Source organism: Intestinibacillus sp. Marseille-P6563, assembly GCF_900604335.1.
Taxonomy (GTDB): domain Bacteria; phylum Bacillota; class Clostridia; order Oscillospirales; family Butyricicoccaceae; genus Butyricicoccus_B.
Genome location: NZ_UWOD01000001.1, coordinates 979,733 through 1,005,367 on the forward strand (window position 1 = coordinate 979,733; position 25,635 = coordinate 1,005,367).

Sequence of the window (25,635 nt, forward strand, 5' to 3'; positions counted from 1 at the left end):
CTTTTTTTCGTATTCCACTTGACAAACTGCCGCTTCCGTCGTATTATAACGGTGTTATATAACACTGTTATAAGGAGAGCGCCTATGGAAGAAAAGTCTAATGTCACGCTGAAAAAAATCCAAGAGGCAGCCATGGCCGAATTTCTGGACAAGGGCTTTCAAGGGGCTTCTCTGCGGCAGATCGTAAAGAACGCCGGGGTAACCACCGGGGCCTTCTACGGCTACTTCTCCAGCAAGGAGGCGCTCTTTGCCTCCATCGTGGAGCCGCACGCGGCCGCTTTGATGGGGCGGTTCATGGAGGCCCAGACTTCCTTTGCCGAACTGCCTGAGGAGCAGCAGCCAGATCACATGGGGGAGGAATCCAGCAACTGCGTCCACTGGATGGTGGACTACATCTGCCAGCACCGGGAGCCGGTGAAGCTGCTCCTCACCCGCGCAGAGGGTACCAGCTATGAGCACTTCGTCCACAGCATGGTGGAGGTGGAGGTAGAGTACACCCTCCAATACATGGAGGTGCTCCGCCGTCTGGGCCGGGACATTCCGGAACTGAGCCAGTCTCTGTGTCACATCATCGCCAGCGGGATGATGAGTGGCATTTTTGAGATCGTGATCCACGATATGCCCCGGGAGCAGGCGCTGCGGGACGTGGATCAACTCCGCGATTTCTATACCGCCGGATGGCTGAAATTGATGGGGGCTTAACCCCTATCTTTTTTGAATACAGGTTAGCTATGACTAACTATTTTAACAAGGAGGGATCACTTTGAAGCAAAAGAAACCAAGCAGCCTGACCCGCATCCTGGGCTATGCGGGCGGGCACAAGAATCTAACGATCCTGGGCTGTATCCTGTCCGCCCTGTCGGCGGTGCTGGGGCTGGCGCCGTATCTGTGTGTCTGGCTGGTGGCCAGAAGCGTGTTGTCCACTTGGCCCGGCCTGGACGGGGCCGGGAACCTGGGACTCTGGGGCTGGATGGCAGTGTGGACTGCCGTTGGCAGCATCCTGCTGTACTTTGCCGCCCTCATGTCCACCCATATCGCGGCCTTCCGCACCGCCCGGAACATCCGGCGCGCCGCCATGACCCATGTTCTGAAACTCCCCCTGGGCTTTTTTGCCGGGAACCAGTCGGGGCGGCTGCGCAAGCTCATTGACGACAACGCCGGGCTCACCGAGGACCTGCTTGCCCACAAGCTCCCTGACCTGGCCGCCACGGCAGTGACGCCTATCGCCGCCATCGTGGTACTGTTCCTCTTTGACTGGCGGATGGGTCTGCTGTGTCTGCTCACCATGGTGCTGGCGCTGCTCTCCATGTGCATGATGATGGGCGGCAAGAACGCCGGCTTTTTCCACCGCTATCAACAGGAGATCGAGCGCATGAGCGGCGAGGCGGTGGAGTATGTCCGGGGCATCCCGGTGGTGAAGATGTTCCAGCAGACGGTCTACTCCTTCAAGGCCTTCTATGCCGCCATCCAGGATTACAGCGACCTGGCCAGTCAGTACGCCATGAGCTGCCGGACGGGCCAGACCTGTTTCCTCACCTTCATCAACGGAGCCTTCGCCCTGCTGATCCCGGCGGCGCTGCTCATCGCCTCCGGCGGGGATGTGCGTACCGCGCTGGTGAACCTGATCTTCTACGCCCTGTTCGCCCCTGCCTGCGGTCAGATGATCAACCGCATCATGTATATGAGCGGGGCGGTAATGGAGGCCGACGAGGCCATCGGACGCCTGGACGAGATCCTGAGCCAGAAGCCCATGGAGGAATCGAAGGTACAAAAGAAGCCGGCTGGCGACGCCGTGGTCTTTGCACACGTGACCTTCACCTACCCCGGCGCCGACCGGCCCGCGCTGGAGGATGTGAGCTTTTCCGTCCAGCCCGGCCAAGTGGTGGCTTTGGTGGGTCCATCCGGCGGGGGAAAGACCACCGCCGCCAGCCTGATTCCCCGGTTCTGGGATGTGGACAGCGGCAGCGTCACCGTGGGCGGCGCGGACGTGCGGAAGCTGGACAGCGCTTCCCTCATGGGGCAGGTGGCCTTTGTGTTCCAGGATACCCGGCTGTTCAAGGAGAGCTTGCTGGAGAATATCCGGGCTGCCCGGCCGGATGCATCCCGGGAGGAGGTGCTTGCCGCCGCACATGCCGCCCAGTGCGATGACATCCTGGAAAAACTGCCCCAGGGGCTGGACACGGTGGTGGGCGCAAAGGGCGTCTATCTCTCCGGCGGGGAGCAGCAACGCATCGCCCTGGCCCGGGCCATTTTGAAGGACGCCCCCATCGTGGTACTGGACGAGGCCACCGCCTTTGCCGACCCGGAGAATGAGCATCAGATCCAAAAGGCCTTTGAGACGCTGACCCGGAATAAAACAGTGCTGATGATCGCCCACCGGCTGTCCACGGTGCAGAACGCGGACAACATCATCGTCCTCAGCGAGGGAAAGATTGCGGAGCAGGGCAATCACAGCGCCCTGCTGGAAAGAAACGGTGTCTACGCCGCCATGTGGGCGGACTATCAGCGTAGCGCAAAGTGGAAGGTTGGAAAGGAGGCAGCGGTATGATAAAGAAATTACAACATATCTTCGCCCTCAGCGAGAAGGGTGCCAGAGACCTGGTGAAGGCCGTGATTTGGTGCTTTGTGTGCAATCTGGCCCTCATGTTCCCCGTGGGGGCGGTACTGTTCACGGTTCAGCATCTTCTGGGTTGCCTGGAGGGCGGCGGCAGTCCCATGGACGGGTTCTGGATCTATGTGGGCTTTGCCCTGGTGGTGCTGATCCTGCTGTTCGTCCTCCACTGGTTTCAGTACGCCTCCCTCTACATCGCCACCTACCGGGAGAGCGCCAACCGCCGGGTGAGCCTGGCAGAGACGCTGCGGAGACTCCCCCTGTCCTTCTTCGGCAACCGGGATCTCAGCGACCTGACCTCCACCATGATTGCCGACTGCTCCAGCCTGGATCAAATGTTCTCCCACTATGTGCCCCAGCTGTTCGCCTCCGTCGGTTCCACACTGGTAATCGGGGTGTGCATGTTCGCCTGTGACTGGCGCATGGCCCTGGCTGTGCTGTGGGTGGTGCCCGTGGCGGTGGCGCTGACAGCGGGAAGTAAGAAGATCCAGGACGCCTTCGGAACGAAAAATATCCTGAACAAGCGGGCGGTGGCCGACTGCATTCAGGAGGGGCTGGAGACCATCCGGGACATCAAGGCCTGCCACCGGCAGGAGCGGTACCTTGACGGCCTGGAGGCAAAGCTGGCCGCCATGGAGGGCAGCTCCATCCGCTCCGAGCTGGCCACCGGCGTGTTCGTCTGCTCCGCCCAGGCCTTCCTGCGGCTGGGGCTTGCCACCACGGTGCTCACCAGCGGGGCGCTGCTGCTGGCCGGGGAGCTCCCCTTCCTCTATTTCCTGGGTTTCCTCTTTGCTGCCGCCCGGCTGTATGATCCCCTGGGGGTGGTGCTCCAGAATATCGCCGCTACCTTCAACACCAAGCTGCAGATTGAACGGATGCGCTCCATTCTGGAGCAGCCGGTTCAGACGGGAACGGAGGATTTCCGCCCCAACCGCTACGACATCACCTTTGACCATGTCTCCTTTGCCTACCGGGAGGGTGCAGGGGTGCTGGAGGATGTGAGCTTCACCGCCCGCCAGGGGGAAGTCACCGCCCTTATCGGACCCTCCGGCGGCGGGAAGTCTACCGCCTGCAAGCTGGCCGCCCGGTTTTGGGATGTCACCGGCGGGAAGGTGTCCCTGGGCGGGACGGACGTGTCCACGGTGGACCCGGAGGCCCTCCTGCGCTCCTACTCCATGGTGTTTCAGGACGTGGTGCTGTTTCGGGACACGGTGATGGAGAACATCCGTCTGGGCCGCCGGGGCGCCACCGATGAGGAGGTGCTGGAGGCCGCCAGGGCCGCCCAATGCGACGAATTTATCCGCAAACTGCCCCAGGGCTACCAGACGGTGATCGGGGAGAACGGTTCCACCCTCTCCGGCGGGGAGCGGCAGCGGATCTCCATCGCCCGGGCACTTCTAAAGGACGCGCCGGTGGTGTTGCTGGACGAGGCCACCGCCAGCCTGGACGTGGAGAACGAGAGTGCCGTCCAGGCCGCCCTCTCCCGCCTGCTCCGGGGCAAGACAGTGCTGGTCATCGCCCACCGGATGCGCACCGTGGCAGGGGCCGACCACATCGTGGTGCTGGAGGACGGCCATGTGGCCCAGCAGGGCACCCCGGCGGAGCTGATGGAGCAGGGCGGCCTCTACCGCCGTATGGTGGAGCTTCAAAACGAGAACGCCCAGTGGCGGCTGGGTTAATTCCGTCTATTCAAGTTCATTCGATCTTTCCTTCGGGAGTACAACATCCTCTGACCGTTCCAGTAAGATACGGACGTTTTGGTTAAGGGTGTCGTACTCCCGCTCCTCTCGCTGGGCTTTCTTATACTCCGATTGCAGAGCGGTTCTTCTGGCGGTGAGCTCGTCTATCTCGGCCCGGAGCCGCTTGGCGGCGGGCAGGGGTACGGCGTCCAGGCGTTTCAGCTCCCTTGCCGCCGCCTCGAACAGGATGATCTCGCCCTCATGCCCCCGGAGGAATTTCTCCTTGTCCCTGGACTGGCGGTATTCCTCATACAGGGGCCGGAGCTGGCGGTAGGTGGCGGCGTGCTTCATGGTGAGGGTCAGCCGCTCCATTTCCTTCTCCGTTGCCCGGAGGTCCGCCTTCACCCTGGCGGTGGCGGCCGCCGCCCCGTCGCACCGCTCGGACAGCTCCTCCAAACTTCCGATGCCATGTTCCGTCAGGAAGTTCAGCGTTTCCGCCGCTCGCTTCAAGTTCTCAATGTTCGCCCAATGCTTGTAGCCGGCGCTCTGCTGGGCTTTGATGTTGTTCTGGATGTCGATGAGCAGGCTGGGCTTCCCGGTGCGCTGCTTCGGTTGGCGGGAGGGGCTGGGCCTTCCGGCGATCCGAGCGGTCAGGGCCTCCTCAGCGTAGTCGGCGCCCAGGGTCTTCAGACGGGTGAACCGCTCCTGGCCCGGAGCCCTGGCGGAGATGTACTTGCCCCGTTTCAGCTCGTAACCTTCCCGCTGGAGGCGGCGGAGCAGGTCCTCCAGGTCGGTGCAGCCGGGCAGAAGCCGGTCGATGGCGGAGCGGAGCTTCGCCTTATAGCTGGTGCCGTTCTGTTCCGCCTGATGCTCAATATAGCTCTTGCCCTTGTCTTGGCCGGGGACAATGACGGACAGGCCATGCTCTTTACAGATACGGTCGCTGGTGCGGCGGATCTCGTGGTAACTCCGTTTGTTGGAATGGTAGTGCCGGTGATCCTGGAAACTGACCGCATTGAAAATCAGGTGATTATGGACGTGATCCCTGTCTATGTGGGTGGTGAGGACAAATTCATACTTGCCGCCCAGGACCTCCCGCGCCAGCTCCATGCCGATCCGGTGGGCCTCCTCCGGTGTGACCTCCCCAGGCTCAAACGCCTGGATGAGGTGGCGGCCCAGGTTCGTGCCCTTGTCGATAGCATGGCGGCGGGTCCATGCAAATTCAATGTCGGCGGTTTCCGCGGTGCAGCCGAAGGAGGACACCAGCAGCTTCCCATCCGTCTTGTCTGGATTGCAGATATAGTCGATGGCCGCTTTCAGCGTTGACTTAATAGGATGCGTCTTTGTAACTGCCATATCTGCTCCAATCTCTCCCGTATCTCCTCCATATCGGCCTGATAAGCGGGGCCGCCGGCGTTCACCCTCTTGGCAATCTGGTTGATGTTCCGGCCGATGGAGCCCAGGGTCTTGGTCATCTCCCTGATGTCGGTGGTGTCCACCTGGATGATATACCCGTCAATCGCCATCTTCCGCAGGTAGGCGCCATATCGCTTTGTGGGAAGCTGGCTCATCTTCTCGTCGATGAGCCGCTTTTCCTCCTCTGTCACCCAGAACTTCATCTGGATATTTCGTTTTCGATTTGCCATGCCATTTCGCCTCCGTTTCTTATAAGGGTCTGGGACTATCCCAGCAAGCAATTTTTGTGTTTAGGGGCAGGGGTCCCCCTAAACACAAAATCCGCCAGTGGGTACTCGCTGGCTGTGCTTGCTACCGTAACCCTACCCTCGTTTTCCCCCTCTACTAATACTACAATCCTTAACAAGCGAAATGGCTTAAGCAGAGTAAAATTAAACTGTAAATTTCATAAGAACAATAAAATTCACTCAAGCAAAACTCTGATAAAAAGAAATCGTCTGATTGGAACAAAAAAGGCTGATTGGAGTGGAAAAGACTTTTCAGGTCTGCTATGATGGTTACTGTAAGCGCCGAAGGGCGCTTTCAAAAAGCCTACAGGTTAGCACAACCTAACTAAAAGGAGGAATTTTCAATGTCTGAAGTGAGTACGGACAAAAAACTGAAAGGAAAAGACCTCATTAAGGTGCGCCGTACTCGTTCAGATACCGGGCAATCTGATTGAGGTTGCCGCCGATCCTGCCGTACTCGGTGGCCAGCTTCCCGACAGCGGAGAGCAGTTCATCATTGACCGCCGACACATGGATAACGGGGCGTATGGCGGTGCGCCGTATCGCCTGCCGGAGAAATTCGGACTGGCTGATACCATAGGGCGCAAGCCGCGCTGTGAAGTCGGCGTATTCATCTTCGGACAGCCGGGTTTTCACAACGCGACTGCGGTGGGGCGTGTTGTATTTCTTTCGCATGGTCGTGACCTCCTTTCTTGCCGCATGAGCGCGGCGGGGATAAGCGGCGCAAGCCGCAAAGCAGGGTTTGGGGAAGGCACTCCCCAACAAGTTTCCCGCGAGGGGCAAAACCGCAGAATTGCGGATTTTGGCACCGTGGTAGAAACTTGCTCTTTGCAGCTGCAAACTCCGGCGTGTACGGGGGCTTCTTCTTTTCCGCTTTCACCAAAGTTACTTTTGACACCGGGCTTTCTGCCCGTTCTACCACTAATAATCCGGGAAAATTTTTTCTGCCCGCTGTCCGGGAAAGATTTTTCCTTTCACTTCCCACAAAACTGGAAAGGGAAAAATGGACGTTGATTTTCAAAACTTTTCCTCTTTGTTCTCTAATACAGACGGGAAAGAAACATGCCAAAAATGGGCACAAAAAAGCAGCAAATCTTTTCAGGCTTACTGCTCGTTGTGTCGCTGCGGGGCGGCGGGCTATTTAATTTTCAAGGCGGGTATCAGTTCGATAAACTGGGATTTAATGATTTTTTGTTAGAAAATATTCCCAGTAATTTTTATTATATTCATAAATCGACCGTTATCTGTTTTTATCATAAGTCTATCTTCGACCGCATATGGGTTGTCACAAGATAACCAGTCATTCCATGCTCTGTCAAAACAACCCATCTCAGAAATTTTAAATTCTGTCAGATGTGTTTCAAACTTTGGTTTCCACCAGTCGATTGAGTGCCACATTTCCAGTGCGTCCGCTTCCCAAAGTGGCTTCATTTCTTCTGGGATATTACCATGAACTTCATATTTCATCCCTGGAAAGGCGATGGCAACGATAGCATCTTTTTTTAGAATCGGCTTGAGTACCTTTTCAAAGTAAGTATCGTTATTACCAAAATAATGGTAGGAATCCACGCTGACAACCGCATCGAAAAAGCCTTTTGCAAAAGGAAGCTGCAAAGCGTCAAACTGCAAAGGTACAATCAGTTCAGATACTCCTGCCTGCTTAAAACGTTCATAATTTTCTGTTGCAGATGTCCATAAGTCAACCGCAAAAACCTGCACACCGAATTTTTCTGCCAAGAACACTGAAGTCAATCCACGACCGCATCCTAAATCCAAAACCCTCATTCCTTTTTTCAAAGATAAATCTGCGGTCAATTCTTCTGCTATTAACCATGCATTTGGTCCCATCATATTTTCATTTAAAAATTTTATATCCATAGTTCATATCTCCTTTAAAAATTGCTATTTGTTGCTCTGTTTGATAAATTCATTATATCATGCAGCTATGAATTTTTCTATGATTGCGCTATCGGTCAAACCGGAATTTGAATTGACTTTCTATCAGCTTGGTTTTGATGTAATTCTCCATATCGGCGTTGTAATATCCGTTCATGCGGGAGAAGTAGCGGATAAATCCGGCGTATCGGTCAAGGACAGCTTGCATGGCTGCCGGGTCGCCATCATGGGCTTTGACAATGGTTTCATAGGGAAGAAGTCTATCTTTCATGGCTGTGCTTCTCCATTTCCCGGCGTAGCTGCTGCAAGGCAAGCTGGATATGCCGCCCGGCTGTGCTGCGTGTCCGTCCGTATCTGGCAGCGATTTCTCGCTGCTTTTTCCGCTGGAAGTAGTAGGCGAAAACTTCCTCCTGTGCCTGTTCCGGCAAAAGGGAAAGGGCTGCGTCAAGGGCTGCGTTTTCCAGTATGGCGGTCTGCCCGCAGACGGTAAATGGGTATTCCCCACAAGGCTCTGGCTCGGAAAAATATTCATCTGTGGTGCTGAACGGGACAAATTTCTCGAACATCAGATATTCAAGGGAAAGTTCCTTTTCCCATTGTTTCCGCAGACGTAAAGCTATATCAATCGCCGCATGGCGAATGACAATCTTGCAATAGGCGTTGTGCGTGTGCCGGATATGTTCTTGATATTCTAACTCGGTCATGGAGATTCCCCCTTTCTGAATGATGAGAAAGGGCGGCAGCACTTTTTGCTGTCGCCCCTTAGCTGCCTACCAGCAAAGACAGGCGGGGCTGTCAACGGCGGGCGCAGCCCGTTCATCTCGACCGTTGACTGGCTCGGCTGGATTTGCTTTTGATTAGAATACGTTTTCTTATAATGCTTCTTTCATCTCGTTTTTCCAGACCATTGTGTATTCTTTTTCATCTGTGGTTTCATCAACTGCTTCTGAAAGAATAGAAAATCCCTCTTTGTGATAAAATGCAACTGCTTGTGTATTTTTCTGATACACGCCCAATGAAAGCGTATCATATTTCTGTTTTACATAAGTCAAAAGCTGTTTGCCGATTCCACAAGAACGGCAATTCCTGCCCACAAAAATTCCGGCAATATATTCGTCCATTACACCAATAAACCCATGTATTTTTCCATTCGTATCATAGACAAAAACATTTGCCTTCAATAACGCTTCTTGCACCTCGTCAAAATGAGAATACCAATACTCCTTGGGTATAAAAGGGTGTGCATCCTCATTTCCTGAAATCCATAGTTGCATAACCTGTTCTGTATCTGACACCTGAAATTCCCGAATCATGTTCTTTGCCTCCCATATTTTACTGCATATCGAATTAGGACGAGAGCCGTAAGTGTAATCATACAGAATCCAGAAATGAAAAACCAAACATTCACACCTACTTTTTCAGCGATTGGGCTGCTGAAAAGTAATCCAATCGGCATTGAGACGGAAGAAATTAAAGTCAGTACCGAAAATGCACGTCCCATTTTTTGGGGTTCAACGGTTGCCTGTATATAAGCTGTCAGGGGAATGGTATGAACATTTCCAGACGCTCCCAAACAAATACAGCTTGCTGCAAAGAAAAACCAACCGATATAAGTTGGAGGTATGATACCGCACAGCAATGATATAACACCCATTCCAAACAAACCGATAAAAGAAGCTCTGATTTTGCGTTCTATTTTTAGAATACTGGAAAACAGAAGCGATGATATCATCATGCCGATTGCAAATGATAGTTCAACGGCACTACCATACATGGCAGATAACTGAAAATAGTCACTTGTCATCAATGGGTAAAAGGAAGATAATGGCGCATAAAAGAACATACAGAGTGCTTCTGCGACAACAATGTAAAATAGCTTTCTGTCCTCTCTAAAAACCTGTAAACCCTCTTTTATCTCCGCTACAAAATGTTGTTCTTCTCTTTGTGTTTTTGCAATCTTTGGGATTTTAACAATCGCTAATGCAATACTTGCTAAAATTGCTCCCACCACATCACTCAATAAAACGATGGATATTGGGAAGATTGAGTATAAAGCCGCACCGATTACAGGACCAATTAGAAATGAACCAGAATTTAAAAGCTGAATCCACCCATTGGTTTTTATAAGCTGGTCTTTCGGTACAAGCTGGGGAATGATAGATTGAATTGCTGGTTGCTGAAAAGTGCTTCCAATTCCCCTAACACACAACATAATGAATACTGTCCATACAGGCAGGTCAAAAAAGAATAGTATGATTGCATAAATTAAGGCAACCATGCCCATTGCCATATCCGAAAAAATAGAGATAAATTTTCGGTTGTAACGGTCTGCTGCAATACCTGCAAGCGGACTGAATAAAGACATAGGAAGATAGGCAACAAGCCCAGAGATTCCGAGCATAAAAGGGGAAGAAGTTTTTTCGGCAAGCCACCAAATAAGTGCAAATTGAACGCCATGACTTCCCAACATTGAAATTGCCTGCCCTATGGCAACAGTAATAAACTGCGATTTCCATTTTTGTGTTTTTTCCATATCAAATTGTCCTCTCATTTTCAAAATATCTTTTCAAAATAGGGGACAATATCAAATGTGATAAGTCCCTTATTATGCTGCTGCCGACATCAAGCCACCTCCCTTCAAAAAATAATTGTCTCTTGTATCTACAATATGGCTTCTAAGTGTTTTTTTAGCCCATCACGATACTTTTTTGTTAAAATCAGATATTGCTGCTGTTCTTCTGCTGTCCATTCATTCCAGATTTTATTTTCAATTTCGTGCAGCGGATTTATTTTTTCTGATGAAAATTTCTTTCCTTTTTCGGTTAGACAGAGAATAGTATTTCTGCCTTTTCCTTGCTCCAAATATACGATTTCCTCTTTTTCTAATTTGCGAATAGCAGAGTTGATTGTTTGGCGACTAATACCTGTAAGTTTACTTATTTCACTTTGTAAACATTTTCCACCTTTTTCGCAAAGGACATATAAAATATTTTGAACACTATCTGAAATTCCCATTTTAACCGCAGCTTCATGGTATAAAGCGTTAATTTCTCCGGCTAAATAAGTATATTCCTCTGTTTTTAAGTAGTGCATAAATTCACCTCTTGTCCGATTTCGTACATAAATCATTATATCCGATTTCGTACATAAGTCAATAGTTTTTTTATTTTTTTGGAATAGTGTTGCCGTCTGCCAAATTTTTATTGTGCTTCTTTATTAACCATGAGCATTCGCGCCGGGGTTGTCGTTGCCGTAACCTTCCAGCAGGTTGATGACACCCCAAATACCGAGGCCAGCGCCGAGGGCGATAACAAGGGTCTGAAGAACGGTGATATTATCAATTCGATCCATACAGAGAAATTCAATTGGAAGCGGATCAGGTTCCGGCAATCAAGACTTTTTCGCAATCCATCGTCAAGTGGCTTGAGGAACATGGCACAGAAGAAAACCGTGTAATTCAGCAATATGGCCTGTCCTTTCCAAAGATCCGGCGTTTTGCGGATAAATTGGGTCATGTATGTGATGTGGCCATGGAGCATGGATACGGATTGTCCGGCCTGGGAGACTAAAATATATAAGCGAGGCGATCAAACAATGGCTCTGAGTTATGATGAAATGCAGCAGCTTTTTGAGCAGATAGGGTTCAAAGGCTTTTCCATGCGGCCGTATGATGCTGAAATGGAAAATCTTATTTCTGAGGCGGCGGAAGATAATGCAAAAGCATATCTGATAGATATCGTCCCCGGTGACCTTGAATTCGGACAGAATGATGGGATTGCCTTACTGGAAACGCATTATTATAAAGAGGCTAATATGGCTCGTCTGCTTCGTAAGTGGTTGGACATTGTTCTCCATTTTTCATGCTACTATCCGCTGGAGACTGTTCTGGTTACTGGCGTAGGCTTACCGGATATAGAAGATTTCAAAGAACAAACACCCAATGAAGAAGGATATTTCCTGGAAATCCCAATAGAATCCATCAATGACATGGATGAACTGTCTGACCTGGTGTTTCAAAAGACCTTTGGGACCATGAGATTTTTGTTCCCAACACTTGATATGGTGATTCATATTGAGACCGGCGAAGTATACAATGTTGTCACACTGAAGAAAATTACCGAAGAAAACCAGGCTGCCGTAGAACTCCTGCGGAAACTGGTGGAGGCCCAGGGATTATTTCTTGTGTAAAGAAGTATATGTGCATGTTGGTAGCATTTACACCAAGATATTTAGGGAGGAAACCTCACGATGAATCCTGAAAAAACACACTTGTATAAAAAAGAGTACCAGAAACCAATCGAGGAAGAAACGCTCCCCCAGAAAGGAAAATCAAAGACGGCTACTACCTCTGATAGCCGAAAAAGGTCTAAGCACAAACATAGATACAAAAAAATCATCTTACACTATGGTAGTGACTCGTTTTGTTGGGGTAGACAATGCGAAATTTGTGGTAGAGTGGATTCTACATATAAATCTTCTTATTGGAACTCCAAGGAATTTCAGGTAACCGGTGAGGGCTTATATGGAGAGTGGAGAAGTATTTGCCTTACTGAAATTCACAGAAGATATCCTGAATACACCATTATGACATTGGAACATGCAACATGGGTGGAATGGACAGGAGAAAACAATAAAGAGAAAAAAGAGATTTCCCATGGGTAACTGTATTTTTATCGCATCCGATACTCCCCTGCCCGAGGTCACACCATCGCAAGATTATCTGCTGCGTACCTATCATTACCGAAAGCTGGGAATTTTCACCCAAAGATACGCGCCCTTAACTTTATGAGCTGATGGAGATAGAAAATGAAGATTGAATTAAATGAACACGAAGCCCTCACCCTTTACAAGCTTCTTTGCCGCTGGGAGTCTACAGGGAAACTGACAGTTAAGGGCGAAGAAGAATCCAAAATGCTGTGGGATCTGCAATGTGCTCTAGAGAAGGAATTGGAACCGGTGAATGAGGCCATCACAAAAAGACTTGTTTGAAGAATGTTCAAGAACACAACTGCGAGTAAAGGACGATGAAATGATACTTCCAAGAGGAATTACTGGATTTTGGGGCACGGCCACTGCTCCACCGCCGCATTTGGACGAAAAAGCGTTCTGCCAGCTGTGCCACTCCATTGCCAAGGAAAACGGCGGGACTGTGACAGAATTGGACACAGATACCTACCCAAGAAACTTCTACTCTGCCCAGATCCGCAGACATGACGATGCCGTTTTTATTTTGCAGAACATCCACTATCCCTATGCCGCCTTTGCGCAGCGGGACGGTTTTGGCGGATTTGTTCTGATCAGTCAGCCCGAGTGGTTCCGGTTGCCGACAGGGTTGATGCATTTCCTGAGCCTTGCCGAGCTGAATCAAGATTGGCACAACTCGTGCGGAGAACTCAGCTCGGAAGAACTGGAACAGATCTGCTATTGGAGAGTACAAACAATCGGAGAAATCATATTTAATACATGGGACTGAGATTATGCGACGATAAATCAGAAATACGAGCTGATTGTCATGTTAAATTTTTTCAATCTCAAACGCTAATACAGTTATAGTGTATTAGCGTTTCTGTATGTATCTCTCGCTGCTCCGTATACTATGTCTTAACGGCACAGAAAGGAGCGGCGGAGACCGTATGATCGACAAACGCATAGGTGAACGGATCAAACAATGTCGTGAAAGATTGGGCCTGACGCAAGACCAGTTTGCAGAGCGGCTGGGCTTGACAACAAATTATATTTCCACCGTTGAAAGAGGCGCTTCATTTCCTCGCTGTGAAAAGTTGATCGCCATTATCAACGGACTTGAAGTATCCGCAGATGCAATTTTTTGCGATGTTATTACACACTCCAATGAATACCGGAGTGGCCAGCTTTCAGAGGAGTTGAAGCAACTTCCCCCAGAGGAGCAACAACGAATCTTAGAAATTGTAGAGCTGATGGTTCAGCAAGCGAAAAAGAAGTTAAAATGATTGATTTTGTGGGCTGCAAGGGAATCTTGTAGCCCATCGTCTTTTTTCGACATAATTATTTCCGTTTATGCTATACTATGTATTAGCGTTATAGAATAATTCTTTAATACATAGGAGGAGTTTGGCATGATAAAAAAATTTGTTGAACTATTTGGCGCATCAAAATCATCAGCTTATCGGAAGCCGTCCAATATCTACCAGCAGATGTGGATCGCTCTTTCTTCTATAATGAAACAGATAATAATTGTGATTCTGTCATATAGAGGAATGTCATGGCGCACCGCTGATATGGCTACTGATGCATTGCTTTCACACAAGTGCAATCGCAACTGCATCCAGATCGGAATGTACCTGATGAATGACTATTTACTTTTCAATGTGCTGTACAGCTGGCTTTCGCTGGCTGTGAGTAAATTGTAATAATTTTTGCTTCATATTTGAATTCACCAATGGTGAAAGTTTCACTGCGTTTTTTTCGTTTTACTTTCACCATTGGTGAAAGTTGCTGATTAAAGCGTTTTTTCAAATGTCAGGAACTGCTCTTTCATAAGTGCAAGCTGCTCTTTCAATTTGTCTCTATATAAATCGCAGCCTAAAATGATGTACTCCATTGACACATCAAAGAGGACAGACAATTCAATCAGCAGGTCAATAGAAATACCTTTAAAGCCAGTTTCAATTTTCGTCATCATGCTGTAGCTGAGGTTTAGCTTCTCAGCAAGCTGATCCTGTGTCATTCCTTTTTGCTTTCTGAGGTCAGCAATTCTCCTTCCGCACTCTTTCTGATCGTAATACATCTATGTATCCTCCGTTTTCTTGAAATTTGAAAATGAAACTTCAAGAAAACCGGCGGATCACGGCAGTGAATGCCCCCTGTAAAAACAAAAAGGCCGCACCTGTTCTCGCAAAAATGTGCAAGAACAGGTGCGGCACAAATAGCCACATCATCCAAATAACAAGTCCCCCGTCAGTTTGTTTTGTTGGCAAGTTGCTCTTGCCTTCAAAACATAACCAACGGGGGTTTTACGGACGGTGGTATGAAAGTTTTTACGGGTTGTTTGACGGTGTTATAGTGGTGTTATGACGAAATGGGGTGTTTTGCTGGTTTTCATCGGTGTTATGATGGTGTTATGGGTGCAGTATAATCTGCACCTGCTCTTCCAGCCTTTTTGCCAGCTCCTCATACTCCTCCGGCAGAAGATTACAGCGAGCCATTCGCAGTTCGCTTCTGGCCATTTCTGGATGCTTTAACCGATGCATGGCTACAATCATCCAAAAATACACATCCACGCTGTGCGGGCACAGGTGCATCGCTTTGGAAGCGTATTGCTGTATAGAAAGATAATCTTCAACCTGGTACAGCGACTTCATCAGCTCACTGACTGCCCCAAGATAGCGCATCTCTAACGAGACAACATTGGGCATGATCCAGTGCTCGTGTTTTGCACTTTGAAAAAGCGGCCCCCGGTAGAGATCAACAGCTTTCTTCAGATAATGTATCTTTTCCTCAATATCTATCGCCTTAATGGCAATGCTCCACTTTTTGTCAAACAGATGGAGGTCTGTGAAAATATTCAGCTTCGGATTCAGCTGGTATCCATTTGTGGTCGAGACAATCAAACGATATTCTGAAATGAGTCCAAAGGCGTGCTGTAAGCGGTATATGAGTCCCTTAATATTCTTTACTGCATTGTCTACATCCTCGTCCGGCCAAAGTGCATCCACGATTTCCCTTGGAGAACACGCACTCTTACGGGACATCAAAAGATAAACAAGCAGCCTGGATATTTTAGGAGATTTCAATTCATCTTCAGATAAAACTCCAGCCTTCGTTGTGATTTTCAAGTCCCCAAGAACAGTGATATATACATCCGTGTCATTCGTTATGCGGGGAGAGATGATCGTCAGTTTACGACTTTCCAACAGATGATACTCATTGATTAAGGAAACCAGCGCAAAGGTAAGCATACGCAGCAAACCAATCTGTTTCTGGAATCTTTTCGGATTTTTTAGCACAAGGAAACCTTTCGGTCCTTTCCAGAACGGTACTGAAATGGCGTAGTCAACTTGCAGACGCTGGCAAAGCACATACTCTTCCGGATAAATTTCCTTTATTGCTTCTGGGTCATCAATAATGACCAGTTCCTGCTTCTGCAAGCATTCGTACCAACGGCCACAACCATCCATCAGCTCAAATTCCTGAAGCAAAACAGACTGTGCCATCGCCCCAAGCTCTTTGTTGTACCACCAGAACGGAGTCCAAACGCCTACATCATTATCAATATCTAGAATGCCGCACCACTCTGCATCGTAGAATTCCAGTGCAACACGAAGCAAAATCATAGCAGCTTCTTTGGGGTCTACTGTATTTGACAGGCACTTATGCAATTCCTGAATTGTATTTTCGGCCTGAAGAGCATACTGGGCGTACTCTTCCTTGTCAAATTTCCTATTTCCTTCTGTTCCCAAATTATTGTCATTGAGTTGTCTTTCTGGCAATTCAATACCTCCTCGCTATGACATATATGAAAAAAACCGCAAAACTACCCTGACCCTGTTTCCAGGGCCCTGACAGCTTTACGGTTCAAAGTTGTTTATTGGTTTTGGCTGTCATATCAAGTACGATACTGGCAGTCAAGACAGCTTGCTAACGAAATGCAATTTGTGTATCCAGTTGTTTTGATACTTAATGGCATTCACAGGAGTTCATCTGTTCACAACAGATCAGCTGGTGTGTCTTGCACTGAAGATGTTATCAAGTACCATTCAATTGTAGCTATTATTTTGTGGCGCTCTTAGCCTTACGGAGTGCTGTTTTTGTTGCGTGAATGATTTCCAATATTGCCTGGAGTTCTGCCGCATCACAGTCCTCCAACTCTTCTGCGATGCTCTTGTCAAAAACAGGTTTTGCCTGTTCCAAGCTATCACAGAGCAGTTCATCAACAGAAACGGACAATGCATTTGCAATCTTAACGATAGTCGGCAGAGCCAACTTGGTCTTTCCTGTTTCTATATGGCTCATGTGAGAAGTAGTAAGGTCTGCACGGTAGGCGACTTCTGATTGTTGCCATCCCAACTTGTTGCGGGCAGCTCTGATACGCTGTCCAATTTTAACATAATCCACTTCATATGCGTCCATCGTTCCGATCACCTCCTTGTCCATACTCCTGAAATTTTATTCTATGGGCATTCTGACTTTTTGTCGATTTGGTATATGGTCACTCTGTCTATACAGAATAATTTCGGCTGATATTTTTTGCTGTACGGTCACTACATTGCCTGTATAACCAGTAACAAACAAAAAGAAGCCCAGCTACTGATGTTCAACATCTGTTTCTGGACTTCCTCTAACATCATAAGAAATTACTAGTAATTGGCCTGAGCTTAAAATAACCTTTTTCATGAATATAATTCTGAAGGCTTATTGGGCAAAATGCTACAAGCAGATTTTCAATTATATGCATATCGTAGATTTTTTAGAATTTTGAGAGTATATCTAATGTACACATTGACAAATCATACGACATTTTGTATATTATTAGCATTAGATGCTAATTAGGGAACGATGAATTGCGATTGAAAGTCCGATACTCTATGATAAAAAGTTAGATAAAAATTGTTATATTATACAGAAAGGATGTATAAACAACGACTTGAATACCTTTGACAAGCTTGATCTAATGATGACGTTAACTACTGAACTACCTGTTTTAAGGGCACGTCTTGGAATATCTCAAGAAACAATAGCACAAAACATAGGCTTATCGAGGCAGACATATTGCGCAATAGAAAACGGAACAAGAAAAATGACATGGACAATTTTTATGGCTCTAGTAGCTTTTTTCGACTTGAATGAGGCTACATCAGTCATGCTTGACCAAATCCCGTCATTTATTGAATCTATACGAGAGATTTTGCGAGAGAATAAATAATTGTCTTAATCGGTTAATATCGACCGTTTAGGAATAGAACATTTATTATAGGAGGAATCAATCATGGCAAAATCCGAATTTACCGGAAGAAGTAACAGCTACATCTTTGAGGATGCAGGCGGCATGCGGGATCAGCTTGAGCAGACCATCTTGAATGAGTTGCAGGCCAAGAAGTATCCTCTGAAGGCTACTATTTCTACGCTGAAGTCCGGCAAGGGACTGGCAGGTGCATTGTTTGGAAGCAAGGAGCAGTGTGTTGTCATTACCATTGATGACGAAGCTCAGATTGCAATTTCCAACACCACGGTTGGTACATATCTCTATGTGGAAGTGTACCTGATGGTTCAGCAGAAGCTCATTTCTTTTGCAGCCCTTTCTGCGGCTATCGGAGATGTCTTCAAGATGCAGTACCGGAACGCTGTGTTCTCTGCTGCTATCGAAGCAACCGAGTCTGCTTTTGCAAAGTTGGGTCTGAAGCAGTGCAATAGCGGTTACAAAGCAGATAAGAAAGAAACCAAGAGCGAGAACGGCTAACAATTATCAAAAGATTAAAATTATGGACGGGATGAGATATGTTCATGAATGTTATCTCGTTCCGTCCATAATTGTTGTGGGGAGGTTTTAAGAGTGGCAAAGATAAGTTTAATTTGCGAGCAATGCGGTGGTAACATCATTCTTGATGATTCCCACGAAATTGGAACCTGTGAAAATTGTTTTGCCCAGTTTGTTGTTAAGCAGGATCAAATCGTACAAAAGATTACACAGAATATTACCAAACACGTTTATGGGTATCAAGGAAAAGATGTGGAAGAATTATTAGCAGATGGATACAGATTACTTGACCTGGGGGATACTCGTACAGCAAATGCCAAATTTAGTCGTGCCATTGACATTGAGCCTGATTGTTGGAGTGCACACCTTGGATATGCCTCTACTGGTGGGAATCGTTCCGGATATTTATCTATGGTGCCTGAATACCGCAGAGCCTATAGCCTCGCTTCCACGGAGCAACAAGAAATCGATACTTTTGTTGATATGACTGGTTATCTTCCCGACAAGCATCTACGTTCTGCATTTGTTAGAGCTTTTAATATTGCTTCTAGCAAAGAACGTGTCAAGATCTTTAATCTTGTTTCTGGCGTTATCGGCTGTGATGAGTCTGAAATTGCCTCGTTGGCGGTAGATTTATGTCCAAATGACTGGAGAGCACTTTTCGCAATGGCAAAATTCAGGCAAATTAGGGCAAGATGGTGTGAATTGGAAGGGAATTTCTTCACAGGGAAGCATTTACCTAAAGCAGCACAAGAAGTTGTGGACATTTTCATGAAAGCGTATCGCTCTGCAAAAAGCGAAAACGAACAAGCAAAACAAACGATTATCTCGTATGTAAATTCCCTTGCGCAAGATAATTCTTACAAGGTATTTACGAACACTTTGCTTTCTCAAATTCAAAGAGAAGGTTAATTAAGGAGGGATTTGAATGGCCATTATTGATAGAATAAAATATGATGGACCAACCAATGGAGCGCAATGGCTAATTTATAAATGTCCCTCTGAAGAATTTGTCCTCGGCTCACAATTAATCGTCAATCAAGGGCAAGAAGCTTTGTTTTTCAAAGGTGGAGAGGCTCTTGACTTATTTGGCCCAGGTACGCATACATTGTCTACAGGCAATTTGCCGTTGTTAAAAAAAATAGTAAATTTGCCGTTCGGAGGCAAAACCCCATTTGCTGCTGAAGTTTACTACATAAACAAAACAGCTAATCTTAATATGAAATGGGGAACATCTACACCGATTCCCTTGGAAGATCCTAAATATGGTCTTATCTTAAACGTTGGTGCCCGTGGTCAGTACGGAATCACAATTACGGACTCTCGTTTGTTCGTATCTAAAATTATCGGTGCTGTTCCGAATGGTACGACGACCAATCCATTGATTATTTTAAGATACTTCAATGGTTTGATTAACTCGAAAATCAAATCTGTTACTGCTTCTTATATGATCCAAAAACAGATTTCCTTTCTCGAAATCTCTCAGTATTTGTCTGAATTGTCAGTAGCTTTCCAAGAAACTCTTAACGATGAATTTGAGCGTTTCGGTATTGAGCTGGTTAATTTCTACTGTGAGTCGATTGCACCAAAGCCTGAAGAATACGAAAAACTTCGTGGTTACAAGGAAGAATTAGCTCTCGGGCAGGGCTTCTACCAACAACGCCGTTCTCTCGATATTCTCGAAAAACTTGCAGAAAATCCGTCTGCCGGTGGCATTGCTAATGCAGGTATAGGCTTGGGCATGGGGCTAGGTGCCGCCGGACAATTTGGAAATGTATTTTCTGGAATAGGGCAAAATTTGAATACAACTCCAACCAACGATACTATAACTTGTCCAAAATGCGGTGCTACAAACAATACAACCATGAAATTCTGCGGTAGTTGCGGAAGCAAACTATCCGCTACTATTATATGTCCGCACTGTGGTAAAGAAGTCCCTGACGGCATGAAGTTCTGCGGCGAATGCGGACAACCTATTGGCGCACAAAAATGTCCTTCCTGTGGTTTTGAAAATAAGCCTGGGATGAAGTTCTGTGGTAACTGCGGAGGAAAATTGTAAACATTATTTATAGAGGTGGTGAAAAGATGGCTAAATCCAAGAATAATTCGATGTCGGATTTCTTGGTAACGTTCTTCGTTGAAGATCGAGCAATTTCACGGATGCTGAGCGATGTCCTGAAAAACAGAAGTAATCATCTGTTTCTGGAAACTCTTGGACTTCCCACCGGCTTTGCTATTCCTTTTTCAAGGGAAGAAGGAGAGGCATCTGTCATTTATACTTTGAAACAAGACTACGACAATAACTATGAAGTAACGCTAAATGGTCATCCTTGCAATGACCGTGTGATACATAGTGGAGACTATTTTGTATTTAAGAATAACGATAATAACAAAGTAGTTAAAACCCTGTTCATTGCCACCTCGGATATACAAGTAGGCTATAAAAAATACAAGCTGTCGAACGATACCAATATTTTCATAGGGCGTACTCCACTTAATGATATTTCGTATGACTTTAGTGACTTTGTTTCAAGAGAAAAACACGCAGCAATTCGTATCGACGGCAACGGGAACGCATTTATTGAGGATTTGAAACGAAGCGTAGGCATTTATGTAAATGGTCGCCTTACTCATTCACAGCAGCTGAAACCCTTTGATGAAGTTTTCATCATGGGGCTTTCAATCATTTACATGGGTGACTTCATAGCTGTCCGTAGCCTAAGGACTGAAAGTACGCAACCGTTGATGACATCTTTTTTGACAAAAATCCCCATCGACGATACGCAAGAAAAGAAATATTTTGTCAGCACCCCTCGCATTCTGAAATCATTGGATAGTGACGAAGTTGAAATTGATGCACCCCCCAGCCCATTTACCGTAGATAAAACCCCCGCAATTCTAACTTTGGGGCCAAGCCTTACCATGTCCATGGTGATGTTGGCAAGTTTGGGAGTATCTGTTACAAACGCAATCAGTGGTGGTGAATTATCTACAATTGTTGCTAGTGGTATGATGGCAGTAGGTATGCTGTTAGGTTCGCTAATGTGGCCTTCTTTGCTTAGAAGTTATCAAAAAAGACGAACCCTGGCAGAAGAAGCTCACAGGAAAAGCAGGTATTCATCGTACATCGCTGACATTGAAAAAGGCTTAGTTGCTAAACGGGAACGTGCCGTTCGGCTTCTGAACGACTCGTTATGTCCTTCCCCTGAACTCCTTTGCTCTATGCTTGATAATGAAAGCAACAAACTCCGTTTGTGGGAACGTTCCTATGAGGATGGTGACTTTCTTGCTATCCGTATGGGGTTAGGTAACAGACCTTTTGAAGTTAAATTAAAAATCCCAAAGCAAGGATTTCAGTTGTATGAGGACGAACTTCGCAATTTGCCGGCTGAGCTTTCAAAGAAGTACGGTATTTTAAGCAATGTACCTTTGACCATTGATATTCGCACTAACCATACAATTGGCGTTATCGGGAGTCAGAAAAATATCCGTACTATTCTTTATGAGACCATCTTGAATATCATTTCCCTTCATTCCTACGACGAAGTGAAGCTAGTGCTCGTTACTTCTCCAAAACAAGCACATGTATTTGATGATTTCAAGAATGTACCTCATATTTGGAGCAACGACAAAAAAATCAGATTTTTTTCTACCAATCCTGATGAGGTTCACTTCATTTTTAACATCATTGACGAAACGATTAAGGAACGTGAAGGGGCTGAGGGCCGAGATAATCCCATCGTCCCTCATTTTGTTGTGATTGTTACGGAGCCTCATTTAATTGAAAAAGAAGCTCTGCTCAGATACATGAATGATGCTGATAATCAAGTTGGCATTACTACCATTTTTGCATACGGCGATGTAACAAAGCTGCCCAAATCCTGCAAAACCATTATTCAAAGCGATGATACTCGCACGGGATACTACATAAAAAACAAAAATGCTAACCGCTTTATCCCGTTTGCTCTTGATAGCATAGAAACAAGTCGCATTCGTTCTTTTGCAAATGAACTATCTCGATTGCCGATCAAAAGAGATTCTCGCTCTCTGGGCATCGTTGATCGAATCTCGTTCTTGCAAATGTACAAGGCAGGCAATGTTAGTGAGCTTGGTATTGAAAGTCATTGGGACAATGACAATTCCGCAAAATCGTTGGCTGCACCAATAGGTGTTATGGCAGGCGGTGAGGTATTTAGCCTGGATCTGCATGAAGCATATCATGGATGTCATGGTCTTGTTGCCGGCACTACCGGTTCCGGTAAGAGTGAATTTTTGCAGGCATTTATCTTGTCACTGGCAATTAACTACAGTCCGAGAGAAGTTGCTTTCGTTCTGGTAGACTTCAAAGGTGGAGATATGGCAAGACCGTTTATGGCCAAGCCTTTTGCTCCAGCACTTCCACACCTGTCAGCAACAATTTCTAATTTGTCAGGGAACATTCTATACCGTGCATTGGTTTCCTTGGAAGCGGAGATAAAATCTCGCCAACGCATTTTTAATGAAGCTGCAGCGGTACTTGGTGTGGATAAGCTGGACATCAACTCCTACCACAAATATTACAAAGGAGGCCGTCTTGACACACCCCTACCACATCTCATCATTATTATTGACGAATTTGCACAGCTGAAAACACAGCAACCGGAATTTCTGGCTCAACTCATCAATGTGGCTCAGGTTGGCCGAAGTCTTGGAATCCATTTGATCCTGGCTACACAGAAGCCAAGCGGGATCGTTGATCCACAAATCATGAGCAACTCCCGTTTCCGAGTTTGCTTGAAAGTAGCGGATAAGCAGGACAGCATTGACCTGATTAACAAGCCGGATGCTGCCATGATCAAAAACCCTGGTCGTCTGTATCTGCAGGTTGGTTATGATGAAATTTACGAGTGCATTCAATCTGGTTACAGCGGAGCCGATTATGTTCCAACAAAAACCTACATGCCTGATGAAGAAATCACAGTGCAGATGACCGATAACACGGCAAACCCGATACACAGTGCCAAGATCGACCTTTCGGGAGGTAAATCTGATAAGACGCAGCTCGAAGCTGTTGTTGCTGAGATAGTTTCCCTCGGGCAGAAGAAGGGGCTTGCTGCTAAACCTTTGTGGTTGGATATGTTGCCGGAGAAGATTGCTTTGCATACACTTAAAGTTGGCAAAAAGGGATTGTGTTCTGCAACCATTGGTTTGGTTGACTTTGTTCGTACTCAAGAGCAAAAACCGCTTAGCATAGACTTTGCTAAAACCGGTCATGTTGGCCTGTATGGTGCAAGCGGCACAGGGAAGACAACATTCCTTCAAACCTTGGTTTATTCGATGGTATGTGGCTACCGTTATACTCCGGAAGAACTCAATCTGTATGCAATGGATTTTGGTGGTCGAAATCTGGGGTATCTTGCTGATCTGCCACATACCGGTGGTGTGGTCTTTGCGGATGATGAATCTAAACTCACAGAGCTAGCTTCTGTATTGCATGGCATCATTGATGAGCGAAAGCGCATTTTTTCTGACAACAATTGCGGGACATTTGCTGACTATCGTGCAATTAGTAAGAAACCTTTGCCGGCAATCCTCGTGCTAATCGACAACTTCGCATCCTTCCGTGATCACTACATGGATATTGCGGATAGCTTTATCGACATTATCAGCTCTGGCAAGACGTTTGGTGTTTATTTTGTAATCACCGGGAGCACTAGAAACTCCATTTATTACAAGGTGACGGAGCACATTTCAACTTACTTCACCTTGAAGATGAATGACCCAAGCAATTACTTGGATATTCATAATATGCGTCCTCCGGTTACGCCAGAAGACATCAGTGGCCGTGGAATTACTGTTGTGAACAAAGAAATTGTGGAGTTTCAGACAGCTGTTGCATTTGATAGCGAAACCGAAGCCGAACGAGTTACGGCGATCACGCAATCCTACTGTGACCTTGCAGAAAAGTGGCACGGATACGAGCCGCTCCGGTTGGATAGCTCGGTGGACGGACCCGATGATTCATATGAGACCTCTATAAGCTACTATACTCCCCTCTCACGAAGCAACCCGCCTGAATCAATCATTGACGACAGCAGGAATCTTGTGCTGGGCACTTCCAAATCAGGTGCCTTGACCTATGGCTTGACCCTGTCTGAGGATTACAAGGTCTGTGCTTGTGCGAGCAGTGCGGAGCAGCTAATGACATTCTACGGAGCGGTTCTCTCCAATGCTGCTCAGTACAGTAACAGGCATCTGATCTTTATCGATGATGACAGGCAGATCTTTGCGAGCATCGTAGAGGCGTGTCCTTCTTGTCAGTACATCAGCGGTTCCACTGCGCTGGACAGTTTTATCGAGGCGCTAAAGCCTGAACTCAACGCCCGCTTGGAGGAACCTGCCAAACAACATGAGCAGCTATTCATTGTTATCTCTGAGTTTAATGACTTTTTCAACATGATTACCGATGAGCAGGCTGTTTTTATGCGAAAAGTTTTCCAATACATTGACTCTCCGCAATACGGAATTTGTTTCTTGTGCGGGTTCAATGTGAATGGGGAAAAGAGCAATGATCGGCTGTTTATGTCTTTGGTGGTCAATGCAGAAAACTATATTCTCTGCCCTAACTGTTATGAAACTGCTTCCGCCAAGATAGAAACTCTACCACTTGTTTCGGATGTAAAGTCTCACAGTTGTTACTTTTGTCTTAAGGAAAAGAATGTTGAGATAAGGTGGTGAGATTCGTGGAAAAAATATCTATCACAGTAGAGATACCTGCCTTAAATGGTACTTATGATTTCGTTGTTCCTAGCAATATGTCTATCCGAAATGTTCAGAATCTGATGATACGGATATTAAATTCAGAATATGGAATCTCAGATCAAAGCACCGATGCAATGCTGTTTGACAAAGAAGATAATAAAGCGTTACGTCTGGAATGCAGCTTTGCCCAGCTTGGTATCTCCGATGGCGCCAAGCTACTACTGATTTAGCAGGAAGGAGATCTAGCCTATGAAATATAGGATTAACTATTCAAAAGTCATTTCACAGGCCAACTCTGTTGCTGGTAATGCCTCTGAGCTTTCAACTCAAATTAGGTTACTGGAGCAAATGGAGCAGGACTGTAGGTCTGCTTGGAAAGGACAAGCCGCAGACGCATTTATTACCAAACTTAGAACTCTGCGAACTGAAATGAGCAGAACAAAAAGCCAAATGTCCACTTTAGCATCAACGATTAAATACTGTGCAGACAGAATTCAGCGTGAAGATCGCCGAGCAGAGGAACGAGCTGCGGCGTTGAACTCTGGGCACTAA

General features: G+C 46.8%; 29 protein-coding genes and 2 pseudogenes. 18 read left to right on the forward strand and 13 right to left on the reverse strand.

Going from position 1 to position 25,635, the window contains the following annotated elements; translation table 11 throughout:
• Nucleotides 1–84 precede the first annotated feature (84 nt).
• The 3 genes from EFB11_RS05105 to EFB11_RS05115 all read left to right on the forward strand — a co-directional run bounded on the left by EFB11_RS05105 (nucleotide 85) and on the right by EFB11_RS05115 (nucleotide 4,290).
• Nucleotides 85–702 (forward strand): TetR/AcrR family transcriptional regulator, encoded by a 618-nt coding sequence (locus EFB11_RS05105; RefSeq protein ID WP_003510876.1) that lies wholly within the window; start codon nucleotides 85–87, stop codon nucleotides 700–702.
• A gap of 61 nt (nucleotides 703–763) precedes the next feature.
• The gene (locus EFB11_RS05110) at nucleotides 764–2,548 is read left to right on the forward strand and encodes an ABC transporter ATP-binding protein (protein ID WP_122789214.1); all 1,785 of its coding nucleotides are present in this window, start codon (nucleotides 764–766) and stop codon (nucleotides 2,546–2,548) included.
• Complete coding sequence (locus EFB11_RS05115) at nucleotides 2,545–4,290, forward strand: ABC transporter ATP-binding protein (RefSeq protein ID WP_122789215.1); 1,746 nt, start codon at nucleotides 2,545–2,547, stop codon at nucleotides 4,288–4,290. The genes EFB11_RS05110 and EFB11_RS05115 overlap by 4 nt, the downstream gene beginning before the upstream one ends.
• 6 nt (nucleotides 4,291–4,296) lie before the next feature.
• Here EFB11_RS05115 and EFB11_RS05120 read toward each other — a convergent pair whose 3' ends face one another.
• The 3 genes and pseudogenes from EFB11_RS05120 to EFB11_RS05130 form a co-directional block, all read right to left on the reverse strand.
• Complete coding sequence (locus EFB11_RS05120) at nucleotides 4,297–5,646, reverse strand: relaxase/mobilization nuclease domain-containing protein (protein ID WP_122789216.1); 1,350 nt, start codon at nucleotides 5,644–5,646, stop codon at nucleotides 4,297–4,299.
• Nucleotides 5,607–5,936 (reverse strand): plasmid mobilization protein, encoded by a 330-nt coding sequence (locus EFB11_RS05125; RefSeq protein ID WP_122789217.1) that lies wholly within the window; start codon nucleotides 5,934–5,936, stop codon nucleotides 5,607–5,609. The genes EFB11_RS05120 and EFB11_RS05125 overlap by 40 nt, the downstream gene beginning before the upstream one ends.
• 450 nt (nucleotides 5,937–6,386) lie before the next feature.
• Nucleotides 6,387–6,668 (reverse strand): annotated as a pseudogene (locus EFB11_RS05130) (plasmid mobilization protein); the annotation flags it as partial.
• A 146-nt stretch (nucleotides 6,669–6,814) separates the two neighbouring features.
• On the opposite strand from EFB11_RS05130, the gene EFB11_RS16760 reads away from it, so the two are divergent.
• Nucleotides 6,815–7,138 carry a hypothetical protein gene (locus EFB11_RS16760; RefSeq protein ID WP_164706611.1) on the forward strand — a complete coding sequence of 108 codons (324 nt, stop codon included), beginning with the start codon at nucleotides 6,815–6,817 and terminating at the stop codon, nucleotides 7,136–7,138.
• 49 nt (nucleotides 7,139–7,187) lie between these two features.
• Here EFB11_RS16760 and EFB11_RS05140 read toward each other — a convergent pair whose 3' ends face one another.
• The 7 genes and pseudogenes from EFB11_RS05140 to EFB11_RS05170 form a co-directional block, all read right to left on the reverse strand.
• Nucleotides 7,188–7,871, reverse strand: coding sequence for an SAM-dependent methyltransferase (locus EFB11_RS05140; protein ID WP_122789219.1), 684 nt, complete (start codon nucleotides 7,869–7,871; stop codon nucleotides 7,188–7,190).
• 88 nt (nucleotides 7,872–7,959) lie between these two features.
• Nucleotides 7,960–8,160: a helix-turn-helix domain-containing protein gene (locus EFB11_RS05145; RefSeq protein ID WP_122789220.1), complete on the reverse strand. Its 201-nt coding sequence runs from the start codon at nucleotides 8,158–8,160 to the stop codon at nucleotides 7,960–7,962.
• Entirely contained in the window at nucleotides 8,150–8,593 is a 444-nt protein-coding gene (locus EFB11_RS05150; protein ID WP_122789221.1) for a sigma factor-like helix-turn-helix DNA-binding protein, read from the reverse strand. The genes EFB11_RS05145 and EFB11_RS05150 overlap by 11 nt, the downstream gene beginning before the upstream one ends.
• 168 nt (nucleotides 8,594–8,761) lie before the next feature.
• Entirely contained in the window at nucleotides 8,762–9,202 is a 441-nt protein-coding gene (locus EFB11_RS05155; RefSeq protein ID WP_122789222.1) for an N-acetyltransferase, read from the reverse strand.
• Complete coding sequence (locus EFB11_RS05160; protein ID WP_122789223.1) at nucleotides 9,199–10,422, reverse strand: MFS transporter; 1,224 nt, start codon at nucleotides 10,420–10,422, stop codon at nucleotides 9,199–9,201. Before EFB11_RS05160 ends, EFB11_RS05155 begins: the two co-directional genes overlap by 4 nt.
• 128 nt (nucleotides 10,423–10,550) lie before the next feature.
• The gene (locus EFB11_RS05165; protein ID WP_122789224.1) at nucleotides 10,551–10,982 is read right to left on the reverse strand and encodes a MarR family winged helix-turn-helix transcriptional regulator; all 432 of its coding nucleotides are present in this window, start codon (nucleotides 10,980–10,982) and stop codon (nucleotides 10,551–10,553) included.
• Nucleotides 10,983–11,108: 126 nt separating this feature from the next.
• Nucleotides 11,109–11,240: pseudogene (locus EFB11_RS05170) on the reverse strand (Maff2 family mobile element protein); the annotation flags it as partial.
• A 14-nt stretch (nucleotides 11,241–11,254) separates the two neighbouring features.
• Between EFB11_RS05170 and EFB11_RS05175 the strand changes: the two are divergent.
• The 7 genes from EFB11_RS05175 (at nucleotide 11,255) to EFB11_RS05205 (ending at nucleotide 14,278) form a co-directional block, all read left to right on the forward strand.
• Nucleotides 11,255–11,458, forward strand: a complete 204-nt coding sequence (locus tag EFB11_RS05175) for a hypothetical protein (protein WP_122789226.1) — start codon at nucleotides 11,255–11,257, stop codon at nucleotides 11,456–11,458.
• A gap of 25 nt (nucleotides 11,459–11,483) precedes the next feature.
• Nucleotides 11,484–12,077: a hypothetical protein gene (locus EFB11_RS05180; protein ID WP_122789227.1), complete on the forward strand. Its 594-nt coding sequence runs from the start codon at nucleotides 11,484–11,486 to the stop codon at nucleotides 12,075–12,077.
• A 60-nt stretch (nucleotides 12,078–12,137) separates the two neighbouring features.
• A complete protein-coding gene (locus EFB11_RS05185) occupies nucleotides 12,138–12,551 on the forward strand; it encodes a hypothetical protein (protein WP_122789228.1) in 414 nt (137 codons plus the stop codon).
• A gap of 144 nt (nucleotides 12,552–12,695) precedes the next feature.
• Complete coding sequence (locus tag EFB11_RS05190) at nucleotides 12,696–12,878, forward strand: hypothetical protein (RefSeq protein WP_122789229.1); 183 nt, start codon at nucleotides 12,696–12,698, stop codon at nucleotides 12,876–12,878.
• Nucleotides 12,850–13,362: a hypothetical protein gene (locus tag EFB11_RS05195; RefSeq protein WP_164706612.1), complete on the forward strand. Its 513-nt coding sequence runs from the start codon at nucleotides 12,850–12,852 to the stop codon at nucleotides 13,360–13,362. The genes EFB11_RS05190 and EFB11_RS05195 overlap by 29 nt, the downstream gene beginning before the upstream one ends.
• A gap of 160 nt (nucleotides 13,363–13,522) precedes the next feature.
• On the forward strand, nucleotides 13,523–13,858 hold the full coding sequence (locus EFB11_RS05200; protein ID WP_122789231.1) for a helix-turn-helix domain-containing protein: 336 nt from the start codon (nucleotides 13,523–13,525) through the stop codon (nucleotides 13,856–13,858).
• 126 nt (nucleotides 13,859–13,984) lie between these two features.
• A complete protein-coding gene (locus EFB11_RS05205; protein WP_122789232.1) occupies nucleotides 13,985–14,278 on the forward strand; it encodes a hypothetical protein in 294 nt (97 codons plus the stop codon).
• Nucleotides 14,279–14,367: 89 nt separating this feature from the next.
• Here the strand turns inward: EFB11_RS05205 and EFB11_RS05210 are convergent, their stop codons facing one another.
• The 3 genes from EFB11_RS05210 to EFB11_RS05220 form a co-directional block, all read right to left on the reverse strand.
• A complete protein-coding gene (locus tag EFB11_RS05210; RefSeq protein ID WP_122789233.1) occupies nucleotides 14,368–14,655 on the reverse strand; it encodes a helix-turn-helix domain-containing protein in 288 nt (95 codons plus the stop codon).
• 331 nt (nucleotides 14,656–14,986) lie between these two features.
• The gene (locus tag EFB11_RS05215) at nucleotides 14,987–16,357 is read right to left on the reverse strand and encodes a BTAD domain-containing putative transcriptional regulator (protein ID WP_122789234.1); all 1,371 of its coding nucleotides are present in this window, start codon (nucleotides 16,355–16,357) and stop codon (nucleotides 14,987–14,989) included.
• Between the two features lie 280 nt (nucleotides 16,358–16,637).
• On the reverse strand, nucleotides 16,638–16,997 hold the full coding sequence (locus EFB11_RS05220) for a helix-turn-helix domain-containing protein (RefSeq protein WP_122789235.1): 360 nt from the start codon (nucleotides 16,995–16,997) through the stop codon (nucleotides 16,638–16,640).
• Nucleotides 16,998–17,511: 514 nt separating this feature from the next.
• Here EFB11_RS05220 and EFB11_RS05225 point away from each other — a divergent pair.
• From EFB11_RS05225 to EFB11_RS05255, 7 genes are all read left to right on the forward strand, one after another.
• Nucleotides 17,512–17,790, forward strand: a complete 279-nt coding sequence (locus tag EFB11_RS05225) for a helix-turn-helix transcriptional regulator (protein ID WP_122789236.1) — start codon at nucleotides 17,512–17,514, stop codon at nucleotides 17,788–17,790.
• Nucleotides 17,791–17,853: 63 nt separating this feature from the next.
• Entirely contained in the window at nucleotides 17,854–18,324 is a 471-nt protein-coding gene (locus EFB11_RS05230; RefSeq protein WP_122789237.1) for a hypothetical protein, read from the forward strand.
• 93 nt (nucleotides 18,325–18,417) lie between these two features.
• Complete coding sequence (locus tag EFB11_RS05235; RefSeq protein WP_122789238.1) at nucleotides 18,418–19,254, forward strand: hypothetical protein; 837 nt, start codon at nucleotides 18,418–18,420, stop codon at nucleotides 19,252–19,254.
• A 16-nt stretch (nucleotides 19,255–19,270) separates the two neighbouring features.
• Nucleotides 19,271–20,401 (forward strand): SPFH domain-containing protein, encoded by a 1,131-nt coding sequence (locus tag EFB11_RS05240; RefSeq protein ID WP_122789239.1) that lies wholly within the window; start codon nucleotides 19,271–19,273, stop codon nucleotides 20,399–20,401.
• 26 nt (nucleotides 20,402–20,427) lie between these two features.
• On the forward strand, nucleotides 20,428–25,059 hold the full coding sequence (essC, locus tag EFB11_RS05245) for a type VII secretion protein EssC (RefSeq protein ID WP_122789240.1): 4,632 nt from the start codon (nucleotides 20,428–20,430) through the stop codon (nucleotides 25,057–25,059).
• Nucleotides 25,060–25,064: 5 nt separating this feature from the next.
• Nucleotides 25,065–25,313, forward strand: a complete 249-nt coding sequence (locus EFB11_RS05250; protein ID WP_164706613.1) for an EsaB/YukD family protein — start codon at nucleotides 25,065–25,067, stop codon at nucleotides 25,311–25,313.
• Between the two features lie 19 nt (nucleotides 25,314–25,332).
• Nucleotides 25,333–25,635 (forward strand): WXG100 family type VII secretion target, encoded by a 303-nt coding sequence (locus tag EFB11_RS05255; RefSeq protein ID WP_122789242.1) that lies wholly within the window; start codon nucleotides 25,333–25,335, stop codon nucleotides 25,633–25,635.